18 protein-coding genes and 2 pseudogenes are annotated in these 23,935 nt (G+C 66.7%); 10 read left to right on the forward strand and 10 right to left on the reverse strand.

From position 1 onward, the window contains the following. The first annotated feature begins 54 nt into the window (after nt 1-54). The 4 genes from O5O54_RS20165 to O5O54_RS20180 are packed head-to-tail and all read left to right on the forward strand — an operon-like array spanning nt 55 to nt 4,410. Nucleotides 55-1,686, forward strand: coding sequence for an acyl-CoA synthetase (locus tag O5O54_RS20165; RefSeq protein ID WP_279483654.1), 1,632 nt, complete (start codon nt 55-57; stop codon nt 1,684-1,686). After that, nucleotides 1,686-2,546, forward strand: a complete 861-nt coding sequence (locus tag O5O54_RS20170) for a PCC domain-containing protein (RefSeq protein ID WP_279483655.1) — start codon at nt 1,686-1,688, stop codon at nt 2,544-2,546. Before O5O54_RS20165 ends, O5O54_RS20170 begins: the two co-directional genes overlap by 1 nt. Continuing rightward, nucleotides 2,543-3,283 carry an SDR family NAD(P)-dependent oxidoreductase gene (locus O5O54_RS20175; protein ID WP_279483656.1) on the forward strand — a complete coding sequence of 247 codons (741 nt, stop codon included), beginning with the start codon at nt 2,543-2,545 and terminating at the stop codon, nt 3,281-3,283. Before O5O54_RS20170 ends, O5O54_RS20175 begins: the two co-directional genes overlap by 4 nt. A 2-nt stretch (nt 3,284-3,285) precedes the next feature. Next, entirely contained in the window at nt 3,286-4,410 is a 1,125-nt protein-coding gene (locus tag O5O54_RS20180) for a zinc-dependent alcohol dehydrogenase family protein (RefSeq protein WP_279483685.1), read from the forward strand. A gap of 353 nt (nt 4,411-4,763) precedes the next feature. Here the strand turns inward: O5O54_RS20180 and O5O54_RS20185 are convergent, their stop codons facing one another. After that, nucleotides 4,764-6,230: an aldehyde dehydrogenase family protein gene (locus O5O54_RS20185; RefSeq protein WP_279483657.1), complete on the reverse strand. Its 1,467-nt coding sequence runs from the start codon at nt 6,228-6,230 to the stop codon at nt 4,764-4,766. A 585-nt stretch (nt 6,231-6,815) separates the two neighbouring features. On the opposite strand from O5O54_RS20185, the gene O5O54_RS20190 reads away from it, so the two are divergent. Both O5O54_RS20190 and O5O54_RS20195 read left to right on the forward strand, forming a co-directional pair. Next, nucleotides 6,816-7,277, forward strand: a complete 462-nt coding sequence (locus O5O54_RS20190) for a helix-turn-helix domain-containing protein (RefSeq protein WP_279483658.1) — start codon at nt 6,816-6,818, stop codon at nt 7,275-7,277. A 27-nt stretch (nt 7,278-7,304) separates the two neighbouring features. Then, entirely contained in the window at nt 7,305-8,171 is an 867-nt protein-coding gene (locus O5O54_RS20195; protein ID WP_279483659.1) for an SDR family oxidoreductase, read from the forward strand. A gap of 288 nt (nt 8,172-8,459) precedes the next feature. Here the strand turns inward: O5O54_RS20195 and O5O54_RS20200 are convergent, their stop codons facing one another. The 5 genes from O5O54_RS20200 to O5O54_RS20220 all read right to left on the reverse strand — a co-directional run bounded on the left by O5O54_RS20200 (nt 8,460) and on the right by O5O54_RS20220 (nt 15,239). Further along, nucleotides 8,460-9,794, reverse strand: a complete 1,335-nt coding sequence (locus tag O5O54_RS20200) for an FAD-binding oxidoreductase (protein WP_279483660.1) — start codon at nt 9,792-9,794, stop codon at nt 8,460-8,462. 97 nt (nt 9,795-9,891) lie between these two features. After that, entirely contained in the window at nt 9,892-10,773 is an 882-nt protein-coding gene (locus O5O54_RS20205) for an ABC transporter permease (protein ID WP_279483661.1), read from the reverse strand. 39 nt (nt 10,774-10,812) lie between these two features. Then, nucleotides 10,813-11,763: an ABC transporter permease gene (locus tag O5O54_RS20210; RefSeq protein ID WP_279483662.1), complete on the reverse strand. Its 951-nt coding sequence runs from the start codon at nt 11,761-11,763 to the stop codon at nt 10,813-10,815. 74 nt (nt 11,764-11,837) lie between these two features. Continuing rightward, nucleotides 11,838-13,505, reverse strand: a complete 1,668-nt coding sequence (locus O5O54_RS20215) for a peptide ABC transporter substrate-binding protein (protein WP_279483663.1) — start codon at nt 13,503-13,505, stop codon at nt 11,838-11,840. Between the two features lie 63 nt (nt 13,506-13,568). Further along, on the reverse strand, nt 13,569-15,239 hold the full coding sequence (locus O5O54_RS20220) for an ABC transporter ATP-binding protein (RefSeq protein ID WP_279483664.1): 1,671 nt from the start codon (nt 15,237-15,239) through the stop codon (nt 13,569-13,571). A 412-nt stretch (nt 15,240-15,651) separates the two neighbouring features. Between O5O54_RS20220 and O5O54_RS20225 the strand changes: the two are divergent. Beyond that, nucleotides 15,652-16,072, forward strand: a pseudogene (locus O5O54_RS20225) (integrase core domain-containing protein); the annotation flags it as partial. A gap of 265 nt (nt 16,073-16,337) precedes the next feature. Here the strand turns inward: O5O54_RS20225 and O5O54_RS20230 are convergent. Further along, a complete protein-coding gene (locus O5O54_RS20230) occupies nt 16,338-16,961 on the reverse strand; it encodes a helix-turn-helix domain-containing protein (RefSeq protein WP_347814900.1) in 624 nt (207 codons plus the stop codon). Between the two features lie 6 nt (nt 16,962-16,967). On the opposite strand from O5O54_RS20230, the gene O5O54_RS20235 reads away from it, so the two are divergent. The 3 genes and pseudogenes from O5O54_RS20235 to O5O54_RS20245 all read left to right on the forward strand — a co-directional run bounded on the left by O5O54_RS20235 (nt 16,968) and on the right by O5O54_RS20245 (nt 20,405). Continuing rightward, the gene (locus tag O5O54_RS20235) at nt 16,968-17,711 is read left to right on the forward strand and encodes a glucose 1-dehydrogenase (RefSeq protein ID WP_279483666.1); all 744 of its coding nucleotides are present in this window, start codon (nt 16,968-16,970) and stop codon (nt 17,709-17,711) included. A 69-nt stretch (nt 17,712-17,780) separates the two neighbouring features. After that, nucleotides 17,781-18,575 carry an alpha/beta hydrolase gene (locus O5O54_RS20240; RefSeq protein WP_279483667.1) on the forward strand — a complete coding sequence of 265 codons (795 nt, stop codon included), beginning with the start codon at nt 17,781-17,783 and terminating at the stop codon, nt 18,573-18,575. Between the two features lie 827 nt (nt 18,576-19,402). Further along, nucleotides 19,403-20,405, forward strand: a pseudogene (locus O5O54_RS20245) (IS481 family transposase). Between the two features lie 273 nt (nt 20,406-20,678). Here the strand turns inward: O5O54_RS20245 and O5O54_RS20250 are convergent. The 3 genes from O5O54_RS20250 to hydA all read right to left on the reverse strand — a co-directional run bounded on the left by O5O54_RS20250 (nt 20,679) and on the right by hydA (nt 23,929). Next, nucleotides 20,679-21,998, reverse strand: coding sequence for a M20 family metallopeptidase (locus O5O54_RS20250; protein WP_279483668.1), 1,320 nt, complete (start codon nt 21,996-21,998; stop codon nt 20,679-20,681). Nucleotides 21,999-22,083: 85 nt separating this feature from the next. After that, nucleotides 22,084-22,497 (reverse strand): DUF3830 family protein, encoded by a 414-nt coding sequence (locus O5O54_RS20255; protein ID WP_279483669.1) that lies wholly within the window; start codon nt 22,495-22,497, stop codon nt 22,084-22,086. 10 nt (nt 22,498-22,507) lie between these two features. Beyond that, on the reverse strand, nt 22,508-23,929 hold the full coding sequence (gene hydA / locus O5O54_RS20260; RefSeq protein WP_279483670.1) for a dihydropyrimidinase: 1,422 nt from the start codon (nt 23,927-23,929) through the stop codon (nt 22,508-22,510). Between the last annotated feature and the right edge of the window lie 6 nt (nt 23,930-23,935).

Raw genomic sequence — 23,935 nt, forward strand, 5'->3', positions numbered from 1 at the left:
CGCCGCCGTCGCCAACTACGTCTCGATCCTCGAACGCACGCGCTGAGGCCGACCATGCACACGATCCACCCGAGGGGCGGCGTCGCCCCGGTTTCGCGCCGCGTCATGAATCTTTCGCGCTTCGTCACCCAGGCCGCTCGGCGCGAGCCCGACGCCGTCGCCCTCGTCTGGGGCGAGCGGACCTGGAGCTGGGCCGAGTTCGACGCGCGCATCGACGCGCTGGCCGGCGCGCTGCGCGGGCGCTTCGGCGTGAAGAAGGGCGACCGCATCCTCGTCCAATCGCAGAACTGCAACCAGATGTCGGAGGTCATGTTCGCGTGCTTCCGCGTCGGCGCCGTCTATGTGCCGGCGAACTTCCGGCAGACGCCGGAGGAGGTCGCGCAGGCCGCCCAGTCGAGCGGAGCGAGCGGCCTTGTGTGCAACGCGAGCTTCCCCGCCCATGCCGAGGCCGTGCGCGCCGCGATGCCGGGCCTTGCCTTCACGCTGGCGATCGGCGAGGCGCCGTTCGGCCCCTCCGTTGATGCCGTGATCGCCGAACATGCGGGGACGACGGCCGCGCCCGAGCCGGTGGAATACGACGACCCCGCCTGGTTCTTCTTCACCTCCGGCACCACCGGCCGGCCGAAGGCCGCGGTGCTGACGCACGGGCAGATGGCCTTCGTGGTCAACAACCATCTCTGCGACCTGATGCCGGGCACGACGTCGGCCGACTCCTCGCTGGTGGTCGCGCCGCTCTCGCACGGGGCGGGCGTCCACCACCTGATGCAGGTGGCGCGCGGCGCCAAGACGATCTTGCTCCCGACCGAGCGCTTCGACATCGACGCCGCGTTCGCGCTCATCGAGCGCTGGCGCGTCACCAACCTCTTCACCGTGCCTACCATCCTGAAGCTCATGGTCGAGCATCCCGCCGCCGCGGCCCACGACCATTCCTCGCTGCGCTACGTGATCTATGCCGGCGCGCCGATGTATCGCGAGGACCAGAAGCGGGCGCTGAAGGTTCTCGGCCCCAAGCTCGTCCAGTATTTCGGGCTCGGCGAGGTGACGGGCGCCATCACCGTCCTCCCGCCCGCGCTCCATGCGGCCGAGGACGCGGAGGGCGTGCGGATCGGCACTTGCGGCTTCGAGCGGACGGGCATGGAGGTGCAGATCCAGGACGAGACGGGCCGCGAGCTGGCGCCGTTCGAGACCGGCGAGATCTGCGTGATCGGCCCGGCGGTCTTCGCCGGCTACTACGACAACCCGGAGGCCAACGCGAAGGCCTTCCGCGACGGCTGGTTCCGCACCGGCGATCTCGGCCACCGCGACGCCGAGGGCTTCGTCTACATCACCGGCCGGTCGTCGGACATGTACATCTCGGGCGGCTCCAATGTCTATCCGCGCGAGATCGAGGAGAAGATCCTCACCCATCCCGCCGTGAGCGAGGTGGCCGTTCTGGGCCTCCCCGATCCGATGTGGGGCGAGGTCGGCATCGCCGTCTGCGTTCTGGCGGAAGGGCAGACGGTGGACGAGGCGGCGCTCCTCGCCTTTCTCGACGGCAAGCTCAGCCGCTACAAGATGCCAAAGCGCGTCACCTTTTGGGAGGCGCTGCCGAAATCCGCCTATGGCAAGATCACCAAGAAGCTCGTGCGCGAGGAGCTGGAGCGGCGCGGCGAGACGAGCGATCCGGCGCTCCGGAAGGCGAGCTGATGGACGCGCCCGTGCGCCGCACGCTGCGCCATCCAGGCCCCGTCGCGCCCGCGCGCGTCGCGGCCGCCCCGGTGCGCCTACGCGCCATTGAGGGCGAACTGCGGCCCGGCTTCACGGTGCTCGCCGAGGTCGCGCGCGTGTTCGCTGAGGCGGGCGGCGCGAGCGGCGTCCTGACGCTCCAAGGCGGACGCTGCCGGCCCTATCGCTACGTCATTCCGGCCTGGAGTACGGACGGCGTTCACGCCGCCTGGTACAGCGACACGTTCGAGGCGCCGGACGGTGCGGAGATCGAGGAGGCTGTCGCCATCGTCGGCCTGGAGAACGGCCGGCCCTTCCTGCATTGCCACGGGCGCTGGCAGGCCGGCGCCGGGATGCCCGAGGCCGGCCACATGCTGCCGGGCGAATGCGTGGTGGACGAGGCGATCCCGTTTCGCGGCCTCGTAGCCGACGGCGCAGCCTTCGAGCGCCTGCCCGACTTGGAGACCGCCTTCTCGCTGTTCACGCCGGTGGCCGATGCCGCGCCCGAGCGGCCGGACGGCCTCCTCCTGCGCCTTCTGCCCGGCGAGGACGTGGTGACGGCGGTGGAGCGCGCTTGCGAGGCGGCCGGCATCGGCCGCGCGCGCATCCACGGGATCGGCAGCGTCGACGGCGTGCGCTTTGCGGACGGCGCGCGCGTCGATTGCGCGGCGACGGAGATCTTTTTCTCGAATGGCCGCCGGGTGGCGGACGGCCGGGTGGACCTGCCGGCGGTGGTCGTGGACGTCGACGGCGCGGTCGGCGAAGGCACGTTCGCGCGGGACGACAACCCGGTCGGCGTGACCTTCGAGATCGTCGTGGAAGCTTTGGGAGACATGGAATGACCAGGAACCTCGTGATCGTCACCGGGGCGGCGTCGGGCATCGGCCTCGCCACCGTGGAGCGCTTTCTGGCCGAAGGCTGGCCCGTCACCGCGCTCGACCGCGACGCGGCGGGGCTGGACACCTTGGCGGAGCGGCTCGGCGACGAGGCCCTGTCCGTCCACCCGATCGACCTGACGGACGAGGCGGCCATCGCCGCCTTCGTCGCCGGCCTCGGGGGGCGGCCCGTCGCCGGCCTCGTCAACAGCGCGGGCGTCGGCTTCAACACGAGCTTCCGCGACACGACCCCGGACATGTTCCGGCGCATCTACGAGATCAACGTCATCGCCGCCTTCGCGCTGGCCAAGGCGCTCCTGCCGGCGCTGGAAGCGGGCGAGGGCTCGGTCGTCAACGTCGCCTCGGTGTCGGGCATGGTCGGCAATGCCGGGCGCTCGGCCTATGGCGCGTCGAAGGGCGCGCTCATCACGCTGACCAAGATCATGGCGGTGGAGCTGGCGCCCGCGGGCGTGCGCGTCAACGCCGTGTCGCCCGGACCGATCGAGACCGCCATGGTGCGCGAGTTCCACGACGCGGGAACGCGCGAGCGCTGGCTCAACCGGGTCGCTATGCGCCGCTACGGCCAGCCGGAGGAGATCGCCGGCACGATCGGTTTCCTCGTCGATCCCCGCGCTTCCTCCTACGTGACGGGCCAGATCCTGGCGGTGGATGGGGGCTTTGCCACGGCGGGCCTCCTGCCATGAGCCTGTCCACCCGCGCCGCGCTTCTGCAGGCCTCCCCGGTCGAGCGCCCGTTCGACCGGACGCGGCCGCTGTCGATCGAAACGGTGGAGCTCGACGCGCCGGGTCACGGCGAGGTCCTGGTCCGGGTGCGGGCCGCCGGGCTCTGCCATTCCGACCTGTCGGTCATCGACGGCGCGCGCCTTCGCCCCGTGCCCATGGTGCTCGGCCACGAGGCGGCGGGCGAGGTGGAGGCGGTCGGACCGGGCGTCGAGGATTTGGGCCCCGGCGACCATGTCGTGATGGTCTTCGTGCCCTCCTGCGGCCATTGCAGCCCCTGCGCGGAGGGCCGGCCGGCGCTCTGCGAGCCGGGCGGAGCGGCCAACGGGCAGGGCACCCTCCTGTCGGGTGCGCGGCGCCTGCGCTGGCACGGCGAGCCGGTCCACCACCATATCGGCGTCTCGGCCTTCGCCGAGCGCGCCGTCCTGTCGCGCCGCTCCCTGGTGCGTATCGACAAGGACATCCCGTTCGAGATCGCCGCCCTCTTCGGCTGCGCGGTGCTGACGGGCGTCGGCGCCGTCATCAATACGGCGGGCGTGAGGGCCGGCGAGAGCGTCGCGATCGTCGGGCTCGGGGGCGTCGGGCTCGCCGCGCTGATGGGCGCGCGCGCGGCGGGCGCCGCGCGTGTCGTCGCCCTCGACCTGTCGCCGGAAAAGCTGGCGCTCGCCCGTGAGCTGGGCGCGACCGACGCCTTCGACGCGGCCGATCCGCAAAGCGTCGAGGCCGTGCGGACGTTGACCGGCGGCGGTGTCGACCATGCGATCGAGCTGGCCGGCTCGGCACGGGCTCTGGAACTCGCCTTCTCGCTCGCCCGTCGCGGGGGCTCCACCGTCACCGCCGGCCTCGCCCCTCCTTCGGCTACGATGGCCCTGTCGCCGCTGCGCCTCGTCGCGGAGGAGCGGACCCTCAAGGGATCCTACGTCGGAAGCTGCATTCCATCGCGAGACATTCCCCGCTTCATCGCGCTCTATCGAACGGGGCGTTTGCCGGTCGACAAGCTGATCACCAGTACCGGCACGCTCGACGACATCAACGAGGGGTTCGAGGCGCTCGCGGCGGGCCGGACGGTTCGACATATCCTGCGGATGTGAACGGCATGCCGATGCGCCGGGGACGCGTCCCCATCTCTCGCACCCCCTAGATTTCTCGGCGCCGAACGGTGGTCATGCCGGACGGATCGCATCCCGAGCAGGGAAATCCTGACACAAGGGGCGTAAGCCATCGTGTCTGGGTTAAGGCGGTCACGGGGTGAGCCTTCGATCGCGCCCCGATCCTCGACCGATCAAGACATCGGCCGAGTTTCAGCGTACCCGGCGTTCGGCCAGGTCTCCGCTGGGGCCGGCGATCTCGGCGCTTCCCGCACGGATGCGAGGGGCTCTTTCCACGAAAGGAACCGGTGGGGTCCATTTACCGAGACAGGCATGACCATGGACCCAAGCCCTCGTCAGGCCGGATTGGGAAAGAAGCCGAGGACGGCCTTGGTTTCGAGATATTCTTCCATCCCTTCAGGGCCGTACTCGCGCCCGTTGCCGGATCGCTTGTAGCCGCCGAAAGGTGCCTGGGGGTCCCAGGCCGGCGCATTGATGTGGACCTGCCCCGCGCGGATCCGAGAGGCGACGAAGCGCGCCTGATCGAGATCGGCGCCATGCACATGCGCGCCGAGACCGTAGATCGTGTCGTTTGCGATCTCGATCGCCTCCTCAAGGCTGTCGTAGGGCAGAATGACAAGGACCGGACCGAAGATCTCCTCCCTTGCGATCGCCATGTCGGGATGCACGTCCGAGAAGACGGTCGGCCGCGCGAACAGCCCGGCGTCCCGACCGTCCGGACGCCCCGGCCCGCCAGTGACGAGCTTGGCGCCTTCCGCGATGCCGGTCTCGATCATGGTCTGGACGCGGTCGAACTGTGCCCGGTTCGCGATGGGGCCATGGGTCACTTGCGCGTCCGAAGGGTCGCCGACGCGGAAGCTCTCGGCCGTTCGGGCCGCCAGCGCCTCGACTTCGGCGAGCCGTGCGCGCGGCACCAGCATGCGGGTCGGCGCGCTGCAGGACTGGCCGAGGTTGCGCATGGCCGCCGCGACGCCAAGCGGGATGCAGCGGGCGAGATCGGCGTCGGCCAGGACGATGTTCGGCGATTTGCCGCCAAGTTCCTGCGCGATCCGCTTGACCGTCGGTGCGGCTGCCTGCGCCACCATGACGCCCGCCCGCGTCGACCCGGTGATCGAGATCATGTCGACGTCCTCGTGCGCTGCGAGGGCTTCGCCGACCACGGGACCCGAACCATGAACGAGGTTGAAGACGCCCGGCGGGCAACCGGCTTCCTCCATGATCTCCGCGAAGAGAAGAGCGCTCAGCGGAGAAAGCTCGCTCGGCTTCAGAACCACCGTGCAGCCGGCTGCCAGCGCCGGGGCGACCTTGGCGGTGATCTGATAGAGGGGCCAGTTCCAAGGTGTGATCAGCGCGCAGACGCCGATCGGCTCCTTCAGGATCGCCGTGGTTCCCCGCTTCGAGACGAAGGGGAAGGTCGCGAGATTGTCGGCCGCCACGCGCACATGCGCCGCTGCCAGCGGAACTTGTGCCTCCCGCGCATAGGTGATGGCCGCCCCCATCTCCAGACGGATCGCATGCGAGAGAAGATCCAGCCGCTCGAGCACGAGCGTATGAACGCGGCCGAGCAGTTCGGAGCGTTCGCTCAAGCTCGTGCGCGACCATGGGGCGAAAGCGCGACGAGCCGCCGCAACGGCCCGGTCGACATCCGTCCGATCGCCGAGCGGCAGGTCCGCGATCGATGCTTCCGAGGCGGGATCGATCACCGGGACGCTCTGCCGGCCCGCCGGGGGGCACCAAGCGCCGTCGATGAAGAAGTGCCCGAGGTGTCCCGAACCTTGGAGGTGCGAGATAGGGTCGATCATGGAACGCAGTCCTTCAAACGGTTGCAGGCGCCGGCCGCCGGCGGCAACCCGAGGCTTGCCGAAAGGGCGGGAATGGCGGGTGGGATGCGGCGCCGAGCATGACGGTGCGTCGCGACAGGTACGGCGGACGTCGGTCCGGCCGCTCCCTGTGTGACGCGTGGGCACGGGGCGAACGCTCAGCGAGTTGGGGGCCACCGACAATTCGGGCCTTATCGGTTCTTCGGCTGTTTCGCCGCGAGAGCAATCACTGGCCGTTCGTTGGATCAAGATCGGAGCTCGTACTTCGTCAGCCGCCGCGCATGGCCGCTTCTCAGCTTCCAGCGTGATCCAGGCGGCGCCGAAGATTCTGCCGCAGTTGAAAAACTCCCGGCATCATCGTTCGAAGTTTCGTTTTCGATCGCAGGAATGGCCCTTCCACTGTTCCTGCCGAAACGGACTTCCATCCGCTCTCGAGCGCATTTCCTCAGTTTGAGGAGGTCAAGGCGGACGGGCGCCCCGTGCTCGGCTCGGCAACGCCGAGCGGAACCATCCGGGACCTCGCCAATTATCGACAACAGGCTGTCAAATTGAAAGTCTATTGCGGAAATGGCCGACCTCGATCCCGACGTGCGCGAGTTCGCGTTATCGATCTTCGAAGCCAATGGCCGTTTGGTCAGTGCAGGCAATGACCTTGTCGCCCATCTGGGTCTCACCAGCGCGTGGTGGCAGGTTCTTGCCGCACTTCGATACTCGCCAGTTCCGCTCGCAGTCGCCTCGATCGCTCGCAACATGGGGCTGACACGGCAGGCGGTCCAACGCATCGTCGACCTCCTCGCCGAGCAGGGCTTGGTCGAGTTCAAGCCGAATCCGCACCACCGCCGGGCAAAGCTCGTCGTTCTGACCTCCGCAGGATCCGACGCTCTCCTTGGCGCCGAACGAGCGGTTGCACCGCTCGATCAGGCAATCGTGGATGAGATTGGCGTGGCGCGCATCCGAGAGGCAACGGCGACCATCCGGGCGATGGTGGGCGTCATCTCGGACCGGCTGGACGGCCCGGACGACCACTGATCCAACAACCGAGAAGGACCGACCAACATGATTCTGGTATCTGGCGCCACCGGCGGTATCGGCGGTGAAGTCTGTCGGCTGCTCCAGGCGTCCGGAACGCCGTTCCGGGCGATGGCCCGAAAACCCGAACAGGTCGAAAGCTTCAGGCGGAACGGCATGGACGCTGTCCTCGGTGACTTCGACAAGCCCGAAACGCTGACGGATGCGATGCGGGACTGCGACGTGATGTTCCTCGTCACGCCGCCGACGCCTGACCAGTTCGCTCAGGAAACGGCTGCCATCGACGCTGCCAAGCGCGCGGGTGTGGGCCGGATCGTGAAAATCTCGGCCTCCGACGGCAACGTGCGCTCTCCCGTGCCATGGGCCCGAACGCATGCGCTCATCGATCACCATCTGCGTTCGGCCGGCGTCGGTTGGACGATCCTCAAGCCCACCGCCTTCATGCAGAACTTCCTGTGGTTCAAGGACCCGGTCTCGAAGGGCTTCCTTCCGCAGGTGGCGGGGACGGGGTCGGTCTCCTGGGTCGATACGCGCGATGTGGCGCGTGTCGCCGCGACGGTTCTCTCCCAGGACGGTCATCGGGGAGCGACCTATTTCCTGACGGGGCCTGAGACCCTGGACATGAGAGAGGCGGCCAAGCGCCTATCGGAGGTCTTGAAGCACAAGGTCCGCTACCTGAACCTGCCGAAGCCGCTTTTTCGCCTACTGCTCCGGCTGACGGGCAACTCACGGTGGATGACAAAGGGTCTGGTCGTGCAGTTCGCGGACGTCGTCGCCGGTCATCACGACATCGACCCCACCTTCGAGATCGAACGCCTCACGGGCCAGCGACCACATAGCTTCGCGGACTTCGTCCGAGATCACCGCAAGGAGTTCGCGAAGGCGGGCTCCTGAGGGGAGCGGGACCTGGCCTGCCCCCGTTAGGTGGCCCGGTTCGAATCCGATGCATGGCGGGCTTGGCGTGCCGGAACGGGCCGGTCCGTCATCGGGGCAGCCTATATCCGAGTGCCCCCGCCGCACGAGAGGTTGGGCGCTGCATCCCCGGCATGCCTCCGGATACCAGTCTTCGCGTCGCCCTCGCGACACGGCCTCGGGCCGGCTGGGCTGGAAGCGGTCCTCCGGTCGTCAGGGGATCGTCCCGCCCTTTCCTCGCCGTCACGGCGATGTCCTCCCGACGTCGATCTACATCATCTCCGGCCGCTTGATAGCCGAGCCGTCCGAGAAGCGGCCGAGGCGGAAGGCATCGATCTCGACGAAGGGCGTGTCGTTGGTCGCCAGCTCGCTTGCCAACCGCCCGGCGCCCGGCCCCAGCGCGAAACCGTGGCCGCTGAAGCCGGTGGCGATCGTCAGGCCGCGCAGCCCGGCCGGATTGCCGATCACCGGTACGAGATCGGGCGAGGTGTCGATCAGCCCGGCCCAGGCCCCCGCGACGCCGATGCCCTTGAAGACGGGAAAGTCGGCGACGAGGGCTCGGATCGCTTCGTCCACCAAGTCCTGCTGGGGCACGGGGTCCATGATGCGGATCCGCTCGAAGGGCGAGGTCTTGTCGAAGTCCCACGTGCCCCAGGCGTCGGGTCCGTTGAAGAACTGGCCGTTCAGCCTGTACTTGAGCTTCTTGGCGATCTTGGCCTTCATCATCTCGCGGAACTTGGCGGCGTAGCGGATGCCCTGTGGCGCGAGATTGACGACGCCGTGGCCCGGCACGGAGATCGTGTAGCCGCCGTCGAGGCGGCGGCGCAGCGCATAGCCGGCGCCCGTCACGCAGCCCGCCTCGACGACCTCCGGGGCCGGCGTGGTGCGAAGCGCGGTACCCTCGATGTTGGCCACGGGCAGATCGATCCCGTGGCGACGCAGGAAGCGCGAGCTCCAGGCGCCGCCCGCCAGCACGGCGGCGTCGGCGCGGATCAGGCCGCGCTCGGTCCACACGCCCGTCACCTGTCCGTTGGCGATGTCGAGGCCGCGCACGGCGCAGTTCTGGTGGAGCGAGGCACCGAGCGCCTGCGCGCCTTGCGCAATGGCAGGGGCGGCCATGCCGGGCTCGCCGCGCCCGTCGGTCGGCGACCAGAGGCCGCCGATCCAGGCGCTGGTGCTGCCCTTCATGCGCTCGAGCGCCTGCGCCTTCGTCAGGCTCTCGTTGGTGAAGCCCATGGCGCGGGCCTTCGCGCTCCATGCTTCCCATTTTGCGAGTTCGGCTTCGTCCTTGGTCACGTAGAGACAGCCGGTACGGCGGAAGCCGAGGTCGGCGCCGATCTCCTCGCCCAGTTCTCCCCAGCGCCGAAGGCTGTACATGGCAAGCGGGAGTTCGTGTAGGTCGCGGTTCTGCTGGCGCACCCAGCCCCAGTTGCGCCCGGACTGCTCGCCCGCCACGATGCCCTTCTCGATCAGGGCGACGGACAGACCCTTGCGGGTCAGTTCGTAGGCGGTGGAAGTGCCGACGATGCCGGCCCCGATCACGACCACGTCCACCTTCCCGGGAAACGCGGGGCTGTCCTGGATACGGTTCACGACGATGCGCATGGCCTGTCTGTCTCTCGGGTATGATGCGCCGCGAGGGGCGGCTGTCTTTTCTGGCGAGGCGGCCGCGACGGGACGACCGCCTCGGATGTCCTCGGCCCTACTTGTGGTCGGCGCGCACGTCGAAGGCGTCGCGCAGTCCGTCGCCGATGAAGTTGAAGCTGGCGACCGCGATGGTGATGGCCGCGCCGGGAATGATGGCGAGCCAGGGGGCGCTGCCGAGATATTGCTGCGCGCCGTTCAGCATGTTGCCCCAGGAGGGAAGCGGCGGCTGGATGCCGTAGCCGAGGAAGCTGATATAGGCTTCCATCAGGATGGCGCGCGCGACGGTCAGGGTCGCGGCCACGATGATCGGCCCGATGGCGTTCGGCAGGATCTCGCGGAACATGATGTGCGCGCCGCTGAGGCCGAGCATGCGGCCGGCCAGCACGAACTCGCGCTCGCGCAAGGAGCGCACTTCGGTCTCGACGATGCGCGCGACCTCCATCCAGCTCGTCAGCGCGATGACGACCGTGATCATCGTGGCGCTGGGCTTGAGCGCCGCCGCGAGCGCCAGCACCAGGAAGATCGAGGGAAAGGACAGGAACCCGTCCACCGTGCGCATGAGCACCGTGCCCACCCAGCCGCCGCGATAGCCCGCGACGACGCCGACCAGCGTTCCGATGATCGTGGACAGGAGCATGGCCGAGAAGCCGACGGCCAGCGAGATGCGCCCGGCCTCGAAGAGACGGGCGGCGATGTCGCGCCCGAGCGGATCGGTGCCGAGATAGTGCTGGCCGGTGAAGGGCGGCGCGAAGCGCGCGCGCAGATCGATGTTCAGCGAGGTGTAGGGCAGGAGATAAGGGCCGACGGCACAGGCCAGAACCAGCATCGCGATCATCGCCACCCCGAACAGGGCGAGGTTGTTGCGCCGGAAGCGACGGGCCGTGCGGCTGCGCCACCAGCGCTCTCGGAGGGGATGGGGGAGGGCGACGGTGGTCATGGCGGCTGACTCCCTGTCTCGAACGATGAAGGACATGGCTCAGGCCAACCGGATGCGGGGGTCGATCAGGGCGACCGCGATGTCCGCGAGAAGATTGCTGACGATGACGAGGATCGCCGAGAACATCAGGAGGCCCATCACCACGGGATAGTCGCTGTAGCCGAGGCTATCGAGAAAGAGACGCCCCATGCCCGGCCAGGTGAACACCGTCTCGGTGACGAGCGCGCCCGTCAGCACGCTGGGAAGCTGGATGCCGGCGAGGGTCACCATGGGCAGGAGCGCGTTGCCGACGACGTGCTTCATCAGGATGCGCCGCTCGGACAGGCCCTTGGCGCGGGCCGTCTTGACGAAGTCCTGGTTGATGACGTCGAGCGTCGCCGAGCGCATGTAGCGGCTCCAGACGGCGACATGGACGAGGGCGAGCACGACGCTCGGCAGGATGAGGTGGTGGAGATAGTCCAGCACCGTCTCGTCGCCGATCGTGTACATGTTGCCGGCCGGCAGCCAGCCGAGCTTCAGCGAGAAGACGTAGATGCCGACGAGACCGAACCAGAAGGTCGGGATCGACAGGGCCACCATGGCGCCGACCGTTGAGATCGTGTCGAAGACCGAGCCGCGATGCGTCGCGCTGCGGATGCCGATCCAGGCGCCGAGGGCCACGGCGATGACGGTGGACGAGCCCATCAGGAGGAAGGTCGCCCAGAGGTGGCGGCCGATCACCTCGAGAACGGGGTTCCCGTCGCGGAACGACACGCCCCAGTCGCCCTGCACGAGCCGCCAGGCCCATTCGGCATATTGCACGTAGAGCGGGCGGTTCAGGCCGAGCTGCTCGCTGAGGCGTGCGAGGTCCTCCTGCGTCATGCTCGAGTCGAGGCCGAACTGCGCCAGCGGACCCCCGGGCAGAAGGTTCAGCACCACGAAGCCGATCACCGAGACGATCAGCAAAAGGACGAGGCTCTGGAAAAGCCGTTTGAGGAGGAAGCCGTGCATTCAGCTCATGCCCTTCGGGTGGAGGCCGGAGGCGGTGCCCTCCGCCGGCGGGCGGCGGAGGGCGGCGGAGACGATCAGGCCTTCCAGCGCCAGACCGCGGCGTGCGAGGACGCCGTGCGCGTGTTGGGGTTGAAGACGAAGCCCTCCAGACCCGCTTTGTGGCCCATGACGTTCGTGTTCACGAACAGCGGCATGAAGGGCAGGTCCTCGCGAACGATCTGCTGCACCTCCTGATAGACCGCCTTGCGTTCGTCGATATCGAAGGTGCCGCGCCCCTTGGCCAGGAGCTCGTCCACCTTCGGGTTCGCGTACTGCATCACGTTCGACCCCTTGCCGCCCTTCGCGACGCTGGAGGTGGAGGCGAAGCGGTTGGTGACGTCCGGGTCGGAGGCGATCAGGAAGTTGACGCCCGAGATGGCGGTGTCGAACTGCGACTTGACCCAGAAATCGCCCCACATCACCGCGGCCGGCAGGTTGGAGATGGTCATCTCCACGCCGAGGTCGCGATAGATCTGCTGGATGTACTGCTGAACCTGCTCGCGCAGATGGTTGCCCGCCGTGGTGGAGTTGGCGAAGGACAGGCGCACGCCGTCCTTGGCACGGATTCCGTCCGAGCCCGGCACCCAGCCCGCGTCGTCGAGCATCTTGCGGGCCGCTTCGAGGTCGAAGGCCTGAACCGGCAGGTTCGGGTCGTAGTAGGGGGACTGCGGCGGCATGAAGGTCTCGGTGACCGACGGGACGCCGTAGTAGATTCCGTCGATGATCGACTGCCGGTCGAGCGCGGCGTAAAGCGCCTTGCGCACCGCCGGGTCCTTGAACTGGGGCCGCTCGAGGTTGAAGAAGATGCCCTCGATCGAGGACCCGGTTTCGGTCTCGACCACGCGGTCGGCCAGCGTCTTGGCCTCCTCGTAGTGGTCGGCCGTGATGTAGGCCTGATCCACCAGATCGACGTCGCCGCTCTGGAACTGGGTGTAGAGCACCGTCATGTCGGGGATGTACTTGAAGACGAGCTGCTCGATGAACGGCCCTTCGCCGAAATAGTCCTTGTTGGCGACGAGCTCGACGCGGTCGCCCGCCACGCGCTGGCTCCACTTGAAGGCGCCGGTGCCCACGGGCGCCTGGTTGAAGGCCGCCGCGTTCACGTCGGCCTCCTTCTCCAGGATGTGCTTCGGCACGATGAAGGTTTCGGCGAGGAAGGCGAGATAGGGCGCGAAGGGGCTTTCCATGCGCCAGGTGATCTCGGTCGGCGAGACCACGTTGATGTCACGGACCAGCGCGTGCCCGCCCGTGCGCCAGGCGCGGAACTTCGGATCGACGATCAGCTCGATCGTGTACCTCACGTCCTCGGCGGTGAACGGCGTGCCGTCGTGCCAGGTCACGCCGTCGCGCAGCTTGATCCGCCAGTTCAGGCCGTCGGCGGAGATGCCGCCGTTCTCGAGGGTCGGCACCTCGGCGGCGAGGTTGGGCTGGATCGTGCCCTGCGCGTCGATGCGGAACAGGGCGTCGAAGACCGAGAACGCGACCGCGTCGTCCACTTCGGCATGGACCATCAGCGGATTGAAGACCGTCGGTTCCTGCGACATGCCGACGACCACACGGCCCTTGGGCGCCTCGCTCCCTTGAGCGAAGGCGGCGCCGCCCAGGAACTGGGGGGCGACGAAGGCGGCAAGCCCGCTCGCCGCCATCAGGCGCAGGGCTTCGCGGCGCGAAAGGCCCGACTTCGGGGTGGTCGTGTCCGTCATGACGTCGTCTCCATTCCAGGTTGCGTTGCAGGTTTCGGGTGTCGGGCGGGTGCGCTCGGGCCGTCAGTTCAGGACGGCGGGCCGGCTGTCCGCCGGCTTCTCGCCCGGAATGGCGGCCACGAGTTCGCGCGTGTAGGCCGAACGGGGATCGAGGAAGATCTGCGAGGGCGGACCCTGCTCGACGACGCGGCCCTTCTGCATCACGGCGATCTCGTCGCAGATCTGGCTGGCGACGCGCAGGTCGTGGGTGATGAAGATCATCGAGACGCCCGTCTCGCGCTGGATCTGATCGAGGAGCTTGAGGATCTGGGCCTGGATCGACACGTCGAGTGCCGAGACCGCCTCGTCCGCGACGAGGAGCTGGGGCTTGAACATCAGGGCGCGGGCGATGCCGATGCGTTGGCGCTGGCCGCCCGAGAACTCGTGCGGATAGCGCTCGAAGGCGCCGGCATCCAGCCCGACATGCGACAGGAGCGCCTTGGCCTCCGCGCGCGCGTCCGCATAGGCCGTGCCGTGCGCGACGGGGCCGACGGTCAGGATGTGGCCGATCGTCGATCGCGGGTTGAGCGAGGCGAAGGGATCCTGGAAGATCATCTGGATCTTCGGCCGCAGGGAGCGGAACGCGGCCTCCTCGAGCCCGGCGATGTCCTGCCCCTCGAACAGGATGCGCCCGCCGTCGCAGTCCTGCAGCTTGACGAGAAGCCGCCCGAGCGAGGACTTGCCCGAGCCGCTCTCGCCGACGATCCCGAGCGTGCGCCCGGCCGCGATCTCGAAGGAAACGTCCTGCACCGCCGGCACGACGCGAAGGCTGCCGAACAGCCGGCTGCCGCTGCGGTAGGTCTTCTGCAACCCCTCCACCTTGAGGATCGGCTCGCGTGCGGAGGCCATGGCGCTGGCCCGGTCCTTGCCCGTCAGCCCCGGCACGGCGGCGATCAGGCGCCGGGTATAGGGATGGGACGGCGACTTCAAGACCGCCTCGGCGCTGCCCTTTTCGACGATGTGGCCCTTTTCCATGACGATCACGCTGTCGGCGATCTCGGCCACGACGCCGAAGTCGTGGGTGATGAACATGACGCTCATCCCCTTGCGGCGCTGGATGTCTCGGATGAGATGGAGGATCTGAGCCTGCGTCGTCACGTCGAGCGCCGTCGTCGGCTCATCGGCGATCAGCACCTTGGGTTCCAGCGCAAGCGCCATCGCGATCATGACGCGCTGGCGCTGCCCGCCCGACAGGCGGAAAGGGTACTGATCGTACATGAGCTGCGGATCGGGAAGGTTGACCTCCGTCAGGAGCTCGATGACCCGTCGTCGCTGCCAGTCCTTCGTGCCGACCCCGTGGGCTGTCAGAACCTCGGTGATCTGCGCCCCCACCGTCATCAGCGGGTTGAGCGCCGAGAGCGGGTCCTGGAAGATCATCGAGACCGTGCGGCCGCGAAGGCCGCGCAAGGTCGCAGCCGATGCGCCGATGATGGAGGTGCCTTCCGGCCCGCCGAGCCGGATGTCGCCGGAGGAGACGCGGATCGAAGGGGGCAGAAGGCCCATGATCGTGTTGGCCGTCACCGACTTGCCCGAGCCGGACTCGCCCACGATGCAGAGGATCTGGCCTTGCTGCAGATCGAAAGCGATCTTCTCGACGGCGTGGCGTCGCTCCATGCCCTTGGGCAGATCGATCGTCAGGCCGCGAACTGAAAGCGCCGGCGCCGCCGAGCCGTCCGTTTGTTGGTTCAGCGTCATCGAACCTTTCCTTTGTCAGTGCAGCCAGTGGGATCGGCGCGACATTGGTTGGACAATTCAGCTTCCGATACCTAGGCTTCTGCTTGAAAGAGATCGGGTGCTTATGGGATATTCTTGCTTGAAGGTGGGTATCGGACGTTCCAGTGCGGCGCTTTTATTCCCAACTGCTTTGGTTCCGCGACTGAGTGTTACGCATTTGTGGCAAACTAACTTGCTGCATTTTGCGGGCGCGGCGGCACGAGCTGCTGCAAATTGTCCATGTTTCAGCATCTTTTGCTTCGTAAAGAGGTCTTCGGTCTCCTCTTAGGGGCGGGCCTCATAGTTCAGAGCCGGTGGCGCTGACCTGGAAAACTGGTCCGGACGGCGTGAGAATTTTCGGGCGCGATTTCTCGACGAGAGGAGAGAGCCGACCCTCGACTGCCATACGAGAGAGGTTCTCGCGACCTGTGCGAGGACGAACTTCCGGGCGTATCAGGTCGCCGAGGAACTTGACCGGCTGGTCGCCCATTGTGGCAAGCCGGCGAGCATTCGGGTGGACAACGGTCCTGAGTTCGCTGGTCGGATGCTCGATCAAAGGGCTTATCTGAACAAGGTCGAGCTGGACTTCTCGAAACCGGGAAAGCCGACGGACAACGGCTTCATCGAAGCCTTCAACGCCCGCCTGGGCAGCGAATGTCTGAACGCCTCCTGGTTCCTGTCCATGGCGGGCGCTAGGGTCCGGATCGAGGCCTGGCGGGAGGACTACAACCACCACCGTCCGCACGCGAGCCTCTCGAAACTTGACCCCGGCCGAGTTCGTGGATCAACTCACAAGAGCCCTAGAACTCTCATGACACGTGGGCCAAAGTTCCGGTCAGAACCATCGTTGGGCGGACCTTAGCGAACCGTGGCCGAAATTTAACGGGTCACGTCAGGGGGGCCTCGTTCAGCGAACGATTAATCCTGTCGTTTGATGGCGGCTTTCGGGACGGTCATCCCAACCCGCGATCATGCGTGATGGGTCGCTTGCGGATGGACTGCCGGAGGCTTGGGCACCGCTCCCTTAGATCGCGGGAGCACGCTTCCCCTTGCTGCGGACCGCACCGATCCCTGAGTCCGTCAGCGCACGCGCATACCGTTGAAGAGCAGATCCACCAGATGGGCAACACGCGGCGTCGGTCTGCTGTCCTTTTCGACCGCGATGGAGATGGCGCTTACGACGCAAACGACGTCGTCGAAGCTGGCGTCCTCGCGCACGACCCCGGCCTCCTTCGCGCGTCGGAGAAGGCGATGCCCCTCTTCGGTGATCGCGTTGCAGCCGGGCGTCCCATGTTGGATGACGGTCCCGAGCGAAGCGGCGAGGCTCTGATACACGCTCGTGTTCAGCGCGAGTTCCTCGATAAAGCGACGCAGGGCATCCTCCGGCTCATGATCCGCATCCCGAGCGCGGCTCGCTTCCGCGACCGACGTGAAACGTTCGTCGCTGGTGGCCGCGAGAAGCGCCTCCCGCGTCGGAAAGCGGCGGTAGAGCGTGCCGGCCCCGACCTTGGCCCGCTTGGCCACCTCGTCCAGCGACACGCTCGCCCCCCGTTCCAGGAAGAGTTCCTCCGCCGCGACGAGGATGCGTTGGCGGTTCCGTTCCGCATCGGCGCGCAGCCCACTATCGCTCATGCTTTCTCCCCGGCTTGCAAAGTGGAGAATGTCTCCATATCGTAAGTGGAGAAACAGTCCACTTGAGCGCATGATATGATGACAAAGCGGTTCGACGACAAGGTCGTGGTGGTCACAGGCGGAAGCGACGGCATCGGGTTGGCGTCCGCGCGGCGCTTTGCGGAGGAAGGGGCTCGGGTCTACATCACCGGACGGCGACAGGAGCTCCTTGACGAGGCGGTCGACCACATCGGTCACGGTGCCGTCGGCGTGCGGGGGGACGTTACGAATGTCGCCGACCTCGCGTCGCTCTACGAGCGCGTCGGGCGTGACCATGGCAGGGTCGACGTCGTCTTCGCCAACGCGGGCATGCACCAGCCCGTCCCGCTCGAGGCGATCGAGGAAGCGCACTTCGACTCGACCTTCGGCCTCAACGTGAAGGGCCTGCTCTTCACCGTGCAGAAGGCGCTGCCTCTGATGTCGCAAGGAGGCGTCATCGTCCTCAACGGTTCGATCGCGGGATCGAAGGCCTATCCCGGACAGTCGCTCTACAATGCCAGCAAGGCGGCGGTCCGGTCCTTCGCGCGAAGCTGGACCATCGACCTGAAGGACCGCGGCATCCGCGTGAACGTCGTCTCTCCCGGCGCGACCGAGACCCGGCTGATGCGCGGATACTTCGACGCCGCCCCGGGGACGGAAGAGGCAGTGGTGAGTGGGGTTCCGCTCGGGCGCCTCGGGCACCTCGAGGAGGTCGCGGCTGCCGTGCTGTACCTCGCGTCGAGCGAGAGCAGCTTCGTCGCGGGCCACGAGCTCTTCGTCGATGGCGGGGTCGCGGCGGTCTGATCTCGCGCCGGACTTCAGGACGCGGAGGGAGCCACGCTTGACGCTCCCACATCCTTGAAAGGACATACGATGCTCATGAAGAGAACCATGGCTGCCGCCCTGCTGGCGCTGTCGGTCACAGCACCTGCCTACGCCATGGAACCCACTGACGCCGGAGCGCCGAACAAGGTCGTCGCATCCGCCTCGTCACCGGCGAGCCATGTCGTGCTGGTGCATGGCGGCACGACGGATGGCTCGGGATGGAAGGATGTCTTCGAAATCCTGCGATCCAGGGGACTGACGGTCACCATCGTTCAGTTGCCCCATACCAGCCTTCAGGACGACATCGCGGCGGTGAAGCTGGCCGTCTCCTCGTCGGGCGGCCCGACCGTTCTGGTCGGCCACAGCTACGGCGGCGCCGTCATCACCGAGGCCGGAGTCGCGCCAAACGTGAAGGCCCTGGTGTACGTCGCGGCCCTCCAACCCGACAGGGGCGAAAGCTTGGTCGAAATCAGCAGCCGCTTTCCGATGGGCATCGATTCGACGATGCTCGACGACGAGAGGTTCGTTCCCAACCGCTCGAGCTATCACGACATGATCGGCGCCGACCTTCCCGTCGACGTCACCGACTTCATGGCGGCGTCGGCAAAGCCGATGAGGGTGGACACGTTCCGGATGCGCTTCGAGAAAGCCGCATGGCACGACAAGCCGTCGTTCGGCATCGTGACGACGGAGGACAAGGTTCTCCCGCCCGACTTTCTGCGCTGGATGTATGCCCGCACCTCGACGAAGGTGAAGGAGATCAAGTCGAGCCACATGGTCTACATGTCGCATCCGCAGGAAACGGCGGACGTCATTCTCGAGGCCGTCAACGCCGGCAGTTGACGGAGGGCACGGCCGACGAGCGTGAACCGGGACAACCGCTCAATCCATCGCTTCCTCGGGTCCGCTTCGCCTACGCTGATCGGCGCGACTGGGTGGGAAGGCGACTGTCCGCTCCCTGAGCAAGAATGGCGAGGAGCGGACAGTCGGACGCCTCGGATTGAGGAGATGCACGACGGCAATGGGTTCGAGCAGTGCCCGATCGCGTCGGGCTGGTCGGCTGCGGAGACGTGGTCGTAGGCTATAGGTTGTTATGAACCTTGGACAGGTGTTGTGCTGGCCGCACGGGATCGCCGGATAGGAGCCGGGCGCAGCCACGGCAGCAGCGGCTGCCGGAGATAGCACCGCTATCGGCAAGGCCGGCGACGCCCTCCGGCGATCCCGTGCGGCCAGCCCAAAGTGTCGGATGACTTCCCTCATCCGACCCAACGCCTGTCCAAGGTTCATAACAGCCTCTGGGAACCAGCGGCCCCCGTCTGCGAGTTCGGTGCCCCCTCGATCGATTTCAGGGGCCGACCTGTATTCGCCCATGCGCGCATCAAAGATGCGTCGGAGGGCGCGTTCGGTGTTCGCAGATCTGCACGGAAGTGGCGCGCCGGCCAGAACAAAACTGCGAACACGTATGTCGTTGAGATTGCGAGATGATCGACGATCATTTCTAGTCAGGGAACTATCCAAGGTATGGCCAAGATTGACTGTGTCCATCCGCCATTGGTCGTTTGGATGAAAGTGCGATCATACGCGATCTGTGCTGGCTGTCGGAAGAGGTCTAGCTGTTTGATCCCAGGGTTTGATGGCGCGATCCTTTCCGTAGAATGGAAGGAGGCTTTATGGGACAGGTTCGTCACGGCAGCGCCACGACCACGCACGCCATCCGAGCAGCAATACAGCGATCGCTTGTTTTCCTCGCGGCGCTGAGCCGAGAGTTCGGCATCAATCCGAAGACGGTAGCCAAGTGGCGCAAACGTCAGACCCTTGAGGACAGGAAGACCGGTCCGAAAGAGCCGCGTTCGACGACCTTGAGCGAGGCCGAAGAGGCGATGGTCGTCGCATTTCGCCGGCATACGCTGCTGCCGTTGGATGACTGCCTCTACGCGCTACAGCCGACGATCCCGCATCTGACCCGGTCAGCGCTGCACCGGTGCCTCCAGCGGCATGGCATATCCAGATTGCCGGATTTGGAAGGTGACAAGCCAAAGCGGCAGCGCTTCAAGCGCTACCCGATTGGCTTCTTTCACCTGGACATTGCCGAAGTGCAGACTGGCGAAGGCAAGCTCTACCTGTTCGTCGCGATCGACCGCACCAGTAAGTTCGCGGTCACCCAGCTCGTCGACAAAGCTGACAGACGGACGGCCTGGGAGTTCTTGGAACACCTGCTGCAAGCTGTGCCCTATCGGATCCACACGATCCTGACCGAGTTCGGAGGATCAGAAATCGATCCAGTGAATCGATTTCCCGGAGAACGGCATCCAGTTCGCCGAGCAGCCGCGCAACCGTAACACCGCCTGGTCCCGGCAGATGCGCTTCGACATGATCTGCGAGGCCAACGGCATCGAGCACCGCCTCACCAAGCCGAACCACCCCTGGACGAACGGTCAGGTCGAGCGGATGAACCGCACGATCAAGGAAGCCACCGTCGAACGCTTCCACTACGAGAGCCACGATCAGCTTCGAACGCACCTCGCCGACTTCATGGCAGCCTACAACTTCGGCCGCCGGCTCAAGACGCTCGGTGGTCTGACGCCCTACGAATACATCGCCCGGATCTGGACCTCAGAGCCAGACCGGTTCATCGTCAATCCGATCCATCAGATGCCGGGACTGAACACCTAGGCGGTGCTGGAGCCGCACCTGCTGAAGAACGAACCCCGCAAGCCGCGCGCCGATGACTGGCGGGTAGGCGAGGAGCGTCGCAAGACGGGCGGAAGCGGCAGGTGATCCGTGACGGCAACCGCTTCCGACGTTATAACCAGATGAGGTGGGGCTGGACGCTGAGTAGCGTTGGAGCACACGCGTTTCGAAACCGTACGGGTTTTGGCGTTTAGCCCGAATGACGCTCCAGCGAAGCTTCTGCACGCTGGTCCAGCGACGCTTCGCCAAGCAATGTCATCGCGATGCTGGCATTGGAGGCTTGCACCATGATCCGATGATCGTGGCCGTCACATCGATTGTACGCGACAGGTCTCGAAGGTCGACCCATTCGCCGATCCCCTTCGCCATTGTCAGATTGCCGCATGCCGGACCGTAACCGACGGTTGGCATGGAGCGCTGGACGAGAGGGTTGCGGATGTCGCTCGACGTATGGAGCGGGTTCACCTTCGGGTTCGCTCCGGCATCCTGCAGCGTCCCCCGGACCAGTCGGTAGAGCGGCCCCTCGACGTCCGTTTCGGCGGCCGATACCCCGGAGAGCCATTCCACCACGGGCTTCTCAGCCAGAGGCCATTCCAGTTCGTGCAAGGCGCCTGATACGGCATCGTCCACGAGTGCCTTCGCGTCCGCCAGGGTCTCGCCCGGCACCAGCGACATCACCGCCTGGATCCGGCAGGAGGCTGGGACGCGCGCCGAGGCGCCTGTTTCTCCGGCCTCGATCCGCGTCACGAGGAGGTTGGTGGAGCGGCCGACCGCGTCCTGCAGGAGGGGGTGTCGGACGCTTTCGCCTCGCACGCGGTCGAGGGCCGCCAGCGCGTTTAGGACGGCTCGCATCGCATCCAGCGGGTGACGGGCCAGATGGGCGAAGGCTGCGTGCGAAGGCTCGTCGGTTTGCGGGGGAACTCCCTCGATCTCCACCGCGAACTCGATCTGCCCCGGCGCAAAGGCCTTGATCTCGTCGAGACCGGCGCCTGATTCCGCCGGATGCAGGTAGATCGCCGCATCCGCCACGAGCCCGCTGGCGAGCGCTGCGGCAATTCCCCGGCGATGCCGCTTCGAGGGCGCCGATACGAGGGTGACCGGTGCCGGCGGAGCCCAGCCGCGGGCCCGCAGCCGCGCGAGCGAAGCCACCATGATCATGATCCCGGCGATGTCGTCGGCTACGCCCCATCCGATCAGGCGACCGTTCTCGATCCGCGGCGTGTGCGGATCCTGGTTCCAGCCGTGATCCGCCTGACAGGGCTCCACGTCGGGATGGGCGAAGAGAAGGAGACTTTTGGCATCGACCGTCGAGACCGAGGGCACGATTCTGCCGATCAGGCATGTCTGCTCGCTGGAGACGAGATCGACGCCGGAGGCGAACTCTTCGATCAGCGGGACGGCCCGCGGATCGTAGGCGAGAGGCTCGACCTCGCAACCCACGGCCTCCATCGCCTCCGCGACGAGGCCTGCAAAGGTCGTCTCATCCTTCGCAGCCACGACGAGCCGCATCAGAAGGTCGAGCTCTTCCGGGGAAAGGTCGCCATGGCCGGGGGCTGCGGCTGCCGAGGTCATCATGGAATGCGGCTCCCTATGGGACGGTGGATCAAATCCGACGGCCGTCCGCTCGAATGCCCGGACCGCCGCTAACTCCCTTCGCCGCTCAGTCCAGCCGGAAGCGGATCGACTTTGCACCCGTCCACAAGGTGCCGCGGCCGAGTTCGGCCAGCGTGTCCAGCTTGTCGGTGATCGTCAGGAAATGGTTGCCCGCCAGCGGTCCGGCCTTGGAGGCGAAGGCGACCGGGCCGTAGGCGATGAGGATCTCGGTTTCCGAGACGCCACCGGGATAGAGGATCATCTGGCCGGGATGGGGGTGGCTGGTCGCGTTCTCGTAGCCGAGGCCGAAGTCCGTGTCGCCGAGGGGAATCCAGCAGGCTTCTCCCGACCAGCGGACGTGGATCACCCGTTCGGAATAGGGCAGGAGGCTGCGAAAGGCGGCCACGGTCTTGGGCGCCGTCTCGCTTTCGAAGCGCGCGGCAAACGAATGGCCGTCGATCTCGACAGTGAGATTGCTCATGAAGGTCTCCTTAAAGGGCGGTTCTCAGACCGCGTTCGAGCGGGGCCTGGATGGAACTGCGCGACCGGTAGCGTCCGGCCCCCTTTTGCCCGACCAGCGCACCGTCCTCGATCATCGTCCGACCGCCGAGAACGACCGTGGTCGGCCAGCCCCAGATCTCAAGCCCCTCGTAGGGGCTGTAGTCGGCGCCGTCGTGAAGATCGGCGTGGCGGATGGCGCGACGCTCCTCCGGGTCCCAGATCGCGATGTCGGCGTCCATGCCGACCGCGATGCGCCCTTTTCGCTCCAGCCCATAGACCTCGGCGTGGTTCGTTGCCGTCAGCGCCACGAAGCGGGGCAGGTCGATCCGCCCCTTCATCACCCCTTCGGAGAACAGGATCGGCAGGCGCGTCTCGACGCCCGGAATGCCGTTCGGGATATGGCGGAAGCCTCGGCGGCTTCCCGGATGCAGCTTGCCGGCGGGGTCGTCGTAGCGGAACGGGCAGTGATCGGAGGAGAACAGGTCGAAAACGCCGGTCTCCAAGCCGCGCCAGCAGGCCTCCTGGCTGGCCGCATCGCGCGGCGGCGGCGAGCACACGAACTTCGCCCCCTCCCAATCCATGCCGTCGAGGTCGGCGGCGGTGAGCATCAGGTATTGCGGGCAGGTCTCGCCGAAGACGTTGACGCCGCGGGCCCGTGCCGCACGGATCTCGTCGATCGCCGGACCGTTGGAGACGTGGACGATGACGATCCTGGTGTCGACAACTTCGGCAAGCGAAAGGGCGCGATGCGTCGCCTCGCGCTCCACCACGATCGGCCGCGTCAATGCATGGAAGCGCGGCGCAATTTCGCCCGCCTCTTCGGCCCGCCCGATGAGGTAGCGGATCGCGTCCTCGTTCTCGCAGTGGACCATGACAATCGCTCCGGTCCGACGGGCGACATCGAGCGTCCGGATGATCTCGGCATCGTTCAGGCGAAGGCCCTCGTAGGTCATGAAGACCTTGAACGAGGTGTAGCCGTCGGCGACCAATGCCGGCAGGTCCTGGCCCAGTATGGCGGCGTTGATCTCGGGAAGGATCAGGTGGAACGAGAAATCCGTATAGCACTCCCCTTCGGCGAGGGCGTGATACGCGGTCAGTGCTTCCCGCAGCGGCTGCCCCCTGGCCGGCAGGCAGAAAGGCAGGACGGTCGTGTTGCCGCCGAAGAGCGCCGAGCGCGTACCGCTCTCGAAATCGTCGGCCATCACGATGCCCTCACCCGACGGCTGGGACAGGTGGACGTGGCTGTCGATGCCGCCGGGCAGGACGTAGCGGCCGGTGGCGTCGATCTCCTCGGCGCCCGGCGGCAGCGCTTCGCCGATCTGGACGATGCGTCCGTTGCGGATGCCGATGTCGGCCGTAAAGACGTCGGAGGCCGTGGCGATCGTGCCGCCGCGAATGACGAGGTCCAGCATCACGGT

It is taken from the genome of Aureimonas sp. SK2, from assembly GCF_029813115.1.
Taxonomy (GTDB): Bacteria; Pseudomonadota; Alphaproteobacteria; order Rhizobiales; family Rhizobiaceae; genus Aureimonas.